Origin of the sequence: Dietzia sp. CW19 (assembly GCF_014145265.1) — a bacterium.
Lineage (GTDB): Bacteria > Actinomycetota > Actinomycetes > Mycobacteriales > Mycobacteriaceae > Dietzia > Dietzia natronolimnaea.
The window spans coordinates 1-8,221 of record NZ_JAALEE010000510.1; the positions used below are offsets into that span (position 1 = coordinate 1).

Below are 8,221 nucleotides of genomic sequence, written 5' to 3' on the forward strand. Positions count from 1 at the left end.
CACAGCTTGTTCAGCAGTCTCCTAGGTGGTCGGGGGGAACACCCGACGACGACGAGAGGAGATTTCCGCCGCACCGGTGGAACTGTGACGGAAGTAACACCATCCTGAGATTTCACGATGTGCATATCAGGCAGGGGGATCGGTGCTAGCGATCCCGTGTGGAGACACCGACCAGATTGAGGACCGAAGATGACATCGAAACGAGCACTACACATCCGTGCGGCGGCCGTTGCCGGCGCGGCTCTACTCACCGCGGCCGGTGCCCCGGCGGTCGCCAACGCCCAGGACGGGTCGCTCGAGGCCGGACTCGGGCTGAACCTCGAGCTACTGCTCGGATCGGCGGGATCCGGGGAGGGCGGGTCCCTCGAGCCTGGTTCCCTCGATCCCGGCTCCCTGGGTCAGGGCTCGGTGGAGGGTTCCCTCGAGCCCGGGTCGCTTGAGCCCGGCTCACTCGATCCCGGTTCGCTCAATCCCGGGTCGCTCGCGCCGTTGTCGGCGGGCTCAGAGGCCGGCTCCGACGACGGTTCGCTTGAGGGGTCGCTCGAACCCGGTTCGCTGGACGGCTCTCTGGAGGGGTCGCTCGAGCCCGGGTCCCTTGATCCCGGGTCGCTGGAGCCGCTGTCCGCGGGTTCCGGGGAGGGCGGCTCGCTCGCCGCGCTGACCTTGCTGTTGGAGGTCGGCTCGGCGGGGTCCGAGGCGGGCGAAGGCTCGCTCGAACCCGGGTCGCTGGAGCCGCTGTCCGCGGGGTCGGAGTCCGGGTCGGATGAGGGCTCCCTCGAGGGGTCGCTGGCCCTTCCCATCGCGTCGGTCGCCGGGTCGCTCGCTCCGCTGTCGGCGGGATCCGAGGCCGGGTCGTTGGACGGCTCCCTCGAGGGCTCGCTGGAGCCCGGGTCGCTCGACGACGGTTCGTTGGAGGGCTCGCTCCCGATGGGGTCCCTGGAGCCGGGTTCGGTGGAGGGGTCTCTCGCCCCGATCGGGTCCCTGACCGCGTCACTCGCCCCGTTGGGTTCGACGGCCGCGTCGGTGGCCGGTTCGGTTCCGATCCTGCTCCCGGTGGTCCTCATCGGCGGCTCGATCGCCGCCGCACCGATGATCGGGCAGTCCGTCATGGATCTCGGACTGGCCCTGCCGCCCCTGCCCGGGATGCCCGTCGCGCCCCCCGCGCCGGTCGCGGTTCCCGAGGCGCCGCCGGCTCCGGGGCCGGTCACCCCCAACGGTCGCGGTGGTGAACCGGGCGCCCAGGGTGGGGTCGCGGTCACCGCCAACGCGGCCATCGTCACCACGGGTTCGCTCGGCGACTACGAGGTGGCGCTGCCGGACGGCGTCACCCTGCCCCCGTTGCCGTTCATCCGGTGATCTGACACCCCAACTGCCCCGCTCCGAGTGGTCCACTCGGAGCGGGGCAGTTGCCATTTCGGGAGCGAGAGTGCCCGTGACCTGAGAGAAATCTCACAGGGTGGAATCCGTATCCCACGTCAGTCCGCGTCGATTGACGAAACCCAATTGTGCGGCTACCCCCTTTTCCCCATATTATTTGCGGGCCAGAGCACCACGGTGATCTGAGTGCGGGTGCTCCAGCCACCACGGAGTCCGCCCGTCGACAAACGAAGGCGAGCAGATGATGACGACTCCCGGCCCCAGAGGCCTGTACCGCCCTGAATATGAACACGATTCCTGTGGTGTCGCGTTCGTCGTGGACATGTACGGACGTCAGTCCCGGGACATCGTCGAGAAGGCGATCGCCGCGCTCGTCAACCTCGAGCACCGGGGCGCTGTCGGCGCCGAGGCGAACACCGGTGACGGCACGGGTCTGATGATCCAGGTACCGGACCGGTTCTTCCGCGAGGTGATGCGCGAGGAGCAGGACCTGGAACTGCCCGAGGCCGGTGCGTACGCGACCGGCCTCTGCTTTCTCCCCCAGTCACGGATGCTGGCGATGGACGCCAAGCGCCTGGTGGAGAGGATCGCCGCCGAGCAGGGCGTCACTGTCATCGGATGGCGTGAGGTCCCGGTCGACGACTCGACGGTCGGCGCGATCTCCCGCGACGCCCAGCCGACCATCCACCAGATCTTCGTCAAGGCCGCGGGTGCCGACGGCGCCCTGCTCACCGAGCTCGCACTCGAGCGCAAGTGCTTCGTGGTCCGCAAGCGGTGCGAGCACGAGCTCGGATCCAAGGGGCCCGGCAAGGGCGACCTGGGCTCGGAGACCGTGTACTTCCCGTCACTGAGCCCCCGGACCTTCGTCTACAAGGGCATGCTCACGGAGAAGCAGCTCCCCGAGTTCTACCTCGACCTGCAGGACGAGCGCGTGGAGTCCGCCCTGGGCATCGTCCACTCCCGCTTCTCCACCAACACCTTCCCGGCCTGGCCGCTCGCGCATCCGTTCCGCTACGTCGCGCACAACGGGGAGATCAACACCGCCCGCGGCAACGAGAACTGGATGCGGGCCCGTGAGTCGCTCATGTCGAGCGAGCACATCGAGGACCTGTCGGCGGCCCTGCCCATCTGCACCCCCGGTGGATCGGACACCGCGCGGTTCGACGAGGCGCTCGAGCTGCTGACCCTCGCCGGCCGCACTCTTCCGCACGCCGTGCTCATGATGGTGCCCGAGGCCTGGGAGCGTCACGAGACCATGGACCCCGCCAAGCGGGCGTTCTACGAGTACCACGCCTCGCTCATGGAGGCCTGGGACGGTCCGGCGTCGATCACCTTCACCGACGGCACCGTGATCGGAGCGGTTCTCGACCGCAACGGCCTGCGCCCCTCGCGGATCTGGGTCACCGACGACGGTCTCGTCGTCATGGCCTCCGAGGTCGGCGTCCTGGACATCCCGCAGGACAAGGTGGTCACCAAGACCCGCCTGCGGCCCGGCCGCATGTTCCTGGTCGACACCGCCGCGGGGCGGATCATCGACGACCAGGAGATCAAGGAGCAGCTCGCCGCCGAGCACCCCTACCAGCAGTGGCTCGATGAGGGCATGGTCCGACTCGGCGACCTCCCCCAGGTCAGCCAGGAGATCATGAGCCACGAGCGCGTGGTGCTGCGGCAGCGGGTCTTCGGCTACACCGAGGAGGAGCTCCGCATCCTCGTCTCCCCGATGGCCGGTGTCGGCGCAGAGGCGACCGGGTCGATGGGTACCGACACCCCGCTTCCCGTGCTGTCCCAGCGGGCCCGGATGCTGTTCGACTACTTCGCCCAGCGGTTCGCGCAGGTCACCAACCCGCCGCTCGACGCCATCCGCGAGGAGCTCGTCACGAGCTACGGGGTGACGCTCGGTCCCGAGGGTGACCTCATCAACCCCGGCCCGGACTCCTGTCGGCAGATCAAGCTCGACAACCCGATCCTGGGCAACTCCGAGCTCGCCACGCTGCGGGCGGCGGGGGAGTCCCGCCCGGCGCTTCGCGCGGTGCCCGTCCGCGGTCTGTACAACGTCGCCCACGGCGGGCGGGGCCTGCGCATCGCGCTGGACCGCATCCGGCGCGAGGTCTCGGACGCGATCGAGGACGGTGCCGCCGTCCTCGTGCTCTCGGACCGTGAGTCCGACGAGCGCAACGCGCCCATCCCGTCGCTGCTGTTGACCTCCGCCGTGCATCACCACCTCGTCCGCGAGAAGACCCGCACCCGGGTCAGCCTCGTGGTGGAGTCGGGCGACGCCCGCGAGGTGCACCACATGGCTGTGCTGTTCGGCTACGGAGCCAACGCCATCAACCCCTACATGGCCTTCGAGTCGATCGACGAGCTCGTCAAGACGGGCGACCTCGCCGGGATCGACACGGTCGAGGCCTGCGCCAACTACCGCAAGGCGGCCGCCAAGGGCGTGCTCAAGGTGATGTCCAAGATGGGCATCTCCACGCTCGCCTCCTACACCGGCGCCCAGCTGTTCGACATCACCGGGCTGTCGCAGGAACTGTGCGACGAGTACTTCACCGGCTCGGTCAGCCCGATCGACGGGATCGGCCTCGACGAGATCGCCGAGGACGTGGCCCGTCGGCACCGCTTCGCCTTCCTGCCGCGTCCCGAGGAGGCCGCCCACCGCGAGCTCGAGATCGGTGGCGAGTACCAGTGGCGGCGCGAGGGCGAGTACCACCTGTTCAACCCGGACACGGTGTTCAAGCTCCAGCACTCCACGCGGTCCGGCCGATACGAGATCTTCAAGGAGTACTCGCGGCTCGTCGACGACCAGTCGGAGCGTCTCGCCACGCTGCGCGGTCTGTTCGAGCTCAAGAGCACCCGCCCGCCGGTGTCGATCGACGAGGTCGAGCCGGTGTCGGAGATCGTCAAGCGGTTCTCCACCGGGGCGATGAGCTACGGCTCCATCTCCGCGGAGGCGCACGAGACCCTCGCGATCGCGATGAACCGCCTGCACGCCCGGTCCAACTCGGGTGAGGGCGGCGAGTCGATCGCCAGGTTCAGCCCCGACCCCAACGGGGACTGGCGCCGGTCGGCCATCAAGCAGGTCGCCTCCGGCCGGTTCGGTGTGACCAGCAACTACCTGGCCAACTGCACCGACATCCAGATCAAGATGGCCCAGGGCGCCAAGCCGGGCGAGGGCGGCCAGCTGCCGCCGGGCAAGGTGTACCCCTGGGTGGCCGAGGTCCGTGGTTCCACGCCGGGCGTCGGGTTGATCTCGCCCCCGCCGCACCACGACATCTACTCGATCGAGGACCTGGCGCAGCTCATCTATGACTTGAAGAACGCCAACCCCGAGGCTCGGATCCACGTCAAGCTCGTCGCCGAGCAGGGCGTGGGAACCGTCGCGACGGGCGTGTCCAAGACACACGCCGACGTGGTGCTGATCTCGGGCCACGACGGTGGCACGGGTGCCTCGCCGCTGACCTCGCTCAAGCACGCCGGTGGACCGTGGGAGCTGGGCCTAGCCGAGACCCAGCAGACGCTGCTGGTCAACGGGCTCCGCGACCGCATCGTCGTCCAGGTCGACGGGCAGCTCAAGACGGGGCGCGACGTGATCGTGGCGGCGCTGCTCGGTGGCGAGGAGTTCGGGTTCGCCACCGCGCCGCTCGTCGTGGCCGGCTGCGTCATGATGCGCGTCTGCCACCTCGACACCTGCCCGGTGGGTGTGGCCACCCAGAACCCGGTGCTGCGCGAGCGGTTCAACGGCAAGGCCGAGTACGTGGTGAACTTCATGGAGTTCGTCGCGGAGGAGGTCCGCGAGTACCTCGCCGAGCTGGGCTTCCGGTCCCTCGACGAGGCGATCGGACACTCCGAGTGCCTCGACAAGTCCCGTGCGTTCGCCCACAACAAGCGGGCGGCCAAGCTGGACCTCGAGCCGGTCTTCGCCCAGGCGGACTCGCCCTTCATGCACCAGGACCTGCGCTGCACCAAGCAGCAGGACCACAAGCTGGAGGGAGTGCTCGACCGCACGCTCATCGAGGACTTCCGTTCGGTGCTCGTCGACCCGTCGTCCGGCCCGGCCACCGGTCGGTACCCGATCTGCAACGTCAACCGCTCGGTCGGCACCATGCTCAGCCACGAGATCTCCAAGGCGTACGGGGCCGCAGGCCTGCCGGACGGGTCCATCGACCTCACCTTCACCGGTTCGGCGGGCAACTCGTTCGGGGCGTTCCTCGCCGCCGGCGTGACCCAGCGTGTCTTCGGTGACGCCAACGACTACGTGGGCAAGGGACTGTCGGGTGGTCGGATCGTGGTCCGGCCCGCCCTGGACGCGGCCCCGGACTTCGTGGCGGAGGACAACATCATCGCCGGCAACGTGATCTGTTACGGCGCGACCAGCGGTGAGATCTACCTGCGGGGAATGGTGGGCGAGCGCTTCTGCGTCCGCAACTCCGGCGTCACCGCTGTGGTCGAGGGCGTGGGTGACCACGCGTGCGAGTACATGACGGGTGGTCAGGTCGTGGTGCTCGGGTCGACCGGGCGCAACGTGGCCGCCGGCATGTCGGGCGGTGTCGCGTACTTCTACGACCCGGACGGGCAGCTGCCCGTGAACCTCAACGACGAGCTCGTCGAGATCGAGGAACTGCTGACGGAGGACGTCGAGTTCCTGCACCGGATCGTCGAGCGGCACGCCGCCGAGACCGATTCGACCCGGGCGCGGGAGATCCTGTCCGGTTGGGCGCAGAACGTGAATCACTTCGTCAAGATCATGCCGCGCGACTACAAGCGCGTGCTGCTCGCCATCGAGCAGGCGGAGAAGGACGGACGCAACGTGGACGAGGCGATCATGGAGGCCGCAAATGGCTGACCCGAAGGGCTTTCTCAAGCACACCGAACGGGAGCTCCCCGAGCGTCGTCCGGTGGATCTGCGGATCATGGACTGGAAGGAGGTCTACGAGTCGACCACCCTCCCGGAGGACGACCTGAAGACCCAGGCCAGTCGCTGCATGGGCTGCGGCATCCCGTTCTGTCACCAGGGTTGCCCGCTCGGCAACATCATCCCGGAGTGGAACGACCTCGTGCACCGCGCGCGGTGGGACGCGGCGGTGGATCGTCTGCACGCCACCAACAACTTCCCCGAGTTCACGGGGCGGCTCTGCCCGGCCCCGTGTGAGGGCTCCTGCGTCCTGGGCATCAACCAGCCGGCGGTGACGATCAAGCAGATCGAGGTGGAGATCGCCGAGAAGGCATGGGAGGACGGTCCCATGGATCCGGTGATCCCCTCGTTCCGCACCGGCCAGTCGGTGGCGGTCGTGGGTTCCGGCCCGGCGGGGTTGGCGGCCGCGCAGCAGCTCACCCGCGCCGGGCACTCGGTGACGGTCTTCGAGCGCGATGACCGTATCGGTGGTCTGATGCGCTACGGGATCCCCGAGTTCAAGATGGAGAAGGAGATCATCGACCGGCGCCTCGCCCAGATGGAGGCGGAGGGCACGGTGTTCCGCGCCGGCGTCAACGTGGGCAAGGACATCACCGCCTCGCAGCTGCGCGGCGAGTTCGACGCGGTCGTCCTCTGTGGCGGCGCCACCATGCGACGGGATCTCCCGGTCCCGGGCCGCGAGCTCGACGGGATCCACCAGGCGATGGACTACCTGCCGCTGGCCAACAAGGCCGCGGTCGGTGACCCGGTGGTGGACTCCGACGGCCTGCCGGAGATCCACGCGCGGGCTAAGCACGTGATCATCATCGGCGGCGGCGACACCGGCGCCGACTGCCTGGGAACGGCCACCCGCCAGGGTGCGAAGTCGGTCAAGAGCTTCGAGATCATGCCCAGGCCGCCCGCCACCCGTGCCGCCTCGACCCCGTGGCCCGTGTACCCGCTGATGTTCCGCACGGCGTCTGCGCACGAGGAGAACGGCGAGCGGGTCTACAGCGTCTCCACCGCCGAGTTCCTCGGCAAGGGCGGCCATGTGACAGCGCTCAAGGGTTCCGAGGTCAAGATGGTCGACGGGCGCTTCGAGCCGGTGCCCGGCACCGACTTCGAGTACCCGGCGGACCTGGTCCTGCTGGCCATGGGGTTCACGGGCGCGCAGAAGACCGGATTGTGCTCCGACCTGGGCGTGGACTTCAGCGACCGGGGCAACGTCGACAGGGACGACACGTACGCCACCAACGTCGACGGTGTGTTCGTCGCCGGGGACATGGGACGTGGCCAGTCCCTGATCGTGTGGGCGATCGCCGAGGGGCGCGCCGCCGCGGCCTCGGTCGACCGCTTCCTCATGGGGGAGACGGCCCTCCCGTCGCCCGTTCGACCCACGGACGTCGCACAGCGCTGACCGGGGGACGCGCGCCCGGGGGAGCACGGCGGGGTATCGTTTCGCCTTAATAGAACCTAAGATGTGAGGCAATTCGATCCAGGCCACCCCGGCCGCCGTCACGGAAGGCATACATGGTCCGCCGTCGCCCTGCCGCCGTGTCCGGTGCCGTGTTCGTCGGCCTGGTCGTGGCGCTCGTGGTCGCGCTGTGGCTGTCGGTCGCGATGATCGGTGGGCCCGCGGCCTCCGCACAGGGGACCGGCTCCGGGGCGAGGGTCGAGGTGACCGATCTCCCGGTGCTCAGCGAACTCCCCCCGCTCCCGGTGGAGGGGGACTCGCCGGACGCCGGGGACGGCCCGGACTCGTCCTCCCTGGGCATCTCCGGGGTGCAGACCGTCGCGCTGGGCCTGGCCGCCGCGGTCCTCATCGCCGGCGGGATGGGTCTGGCACTGGTCACGAGGCGTGGTCGTGCGGTGCCACCGGAGGAGCAGGCCCCACCCTCTGGTCCCGCCCCCTGACGACGGGGCCGATAGGCTCGGCGGTATGAGCCGCCATAT

At 69.1% G+C, this 8,221-nt stretch carries 4 protein-coding genes; all 4 read left to right on the forward strand.

Annotation, left to right across the window (positions count from 1 at the left end):
* The first annotated feature begins 189 nt into the window (after window positions 1–189).
* Complete coding sequence (locus G6021_RS14555) at window positions 190–1,356, forward strand: hypothetical protein (protein WP_182641589.1); 1,167 nt, start codon at window positions 190–192, stop codon at window positions 1,354–1,356.
* 262 nt (window positions 1,357–1,618) lie between these two features.
* The gene (gltB, locus tag G6021_RS14560) at window positions 1,619–6,220 is read left to right on the forward strand and encodes a glutamate synthase large subunit (RefSeq protein WP_182641590.1); all 4,602 of its coding nucleotides are present in this window, start codon (window positions 1,619–1,621) and stop codon (window positions 6,218–6,220) included.
* Entirely contained in the window at window positions 6,213–7,685 is a 1,473-nt protein-coding gene (locus G6021_RS14565; protein ID WP_182641591.1) for a glutamate synthase subunit beta, read from the forward strand. The genes gltB and G6021_RS14565 overlap by 8 nt, the downstream gene beginning before the upstream one ends.
* A 137-nt stretch (window positions 7,686–7,822) precedes the next feature.
* Window positions 7,823–8,182, forward strand: coding sequence for a hypothetical protein (locus G6021_RS14570; protein ID WP_347238311.1), 360 nt, complete (start codon window positions 7,823–7,825; stop codon window positions 8,180–8,182).
* Window positions 8,183–8,221: the final 39 nt, after the last annotated feature.

Excerpts from the sequence above, each read along its gene's own strand:
- G6021_RS14555 (WP_182641589.1), top strand. The coding sequence starts at position 190 with ATGACATCGAAACGAGCACTACACATCCGTGCGGCGGCCGTTGCCGGC.
- gltB (WP_182641590.1), top strand. The coding sequence starts at position 1,619 with ATGATGACGACTCCCGGCCCCAGAGGCCTGTACCGCCCTGAATATGAA.
- G6021_RS14565 (WP_182641591.1), top strand. The coding sequence starts at position 6,213 with ATGGCTGACCCGAAGGGCTTTCTCAAGCACACCGAACGGGAGCTCCCC.